The sequence below is a fragment of the Clostridium senegalense JC122 genome, from assembly GCF_000285575.1.
Taxonomy (GTDB): Bacteria; Bacillota; Clostridia; order Clostridiales; family Clostridiaceae; genus Clostridium_J; species Clostridium_J senegalense.
The window spans coordinates 1-618 of sequence record NZ_CAEV01000139.1 but is presented as its reverse complement, the minus strand read 5'-3'; the positions used below and the strand labels follow the sequence as shown (position 1 = coordinate 618).

At 33.7% G+C, this 618-nt stretch carries 1 protein-coding gene; it reads left to right on the top strand.

What is annotated here, in order from left to right; translation table 11 throughout:
- The coding region (locus CSGHG_RS25175; protein WP_207635855.1) for a hypothetical protein at window positions 1-317 on the top strand (317 nt) is incomplete at its 5' end.
- Window positions 318-618: the final 301 nt, after the last annotated feature.

Below are 618 nucleotides of genomic sequence, written 5' to 3'. Positions count from 1 at the left end.
TTAACGTTAACGTTAACGTTAACGTTAACGTTAACGTTAACGTTAACGTTAACGTTAACGTTAACGTTAACGTTAACGTTAACGTTAACGTTAACGTTAACGTTAACGTTAACGTTAACGTTAACGTTAACGTTAACGTTAACGTTAACGTTAACGTTAACGTTAACGTTAACGTTAACGTTAACGTTAACGTTAACGTTAACGTTAACGTTAACGTTAACGTTAACGTTAACGTTAACGTTAACGTTAACGTTAACGTTAACGTTAACGTTAACGTTAACGTTAACGTTAACGTTAACGTTAACGTTAACGTTTAACGTTAACGTTAACGTTAACGTTAACGTTAACGTTAACGTTAACGTTAACGTTAACGTTAACGTTAACGTTAACGTTAACGTTAACGTTAACGTTAACGTTAACGTTAACGTTAACGTTAACGTTAACGTTAACGTTAACGTTAACGTTAACGTTAACGTTTAACGTTTAACGTTAACGTTAACGTTAACGTTTAAACGTTAACGTTAACGTTAACGTTAACGTTAACGTTAACGTTAACGTTAACGTTAACGTTAACGTTAACGTTAACGTTAACGTAACGTACGTACGTACGTACGTACG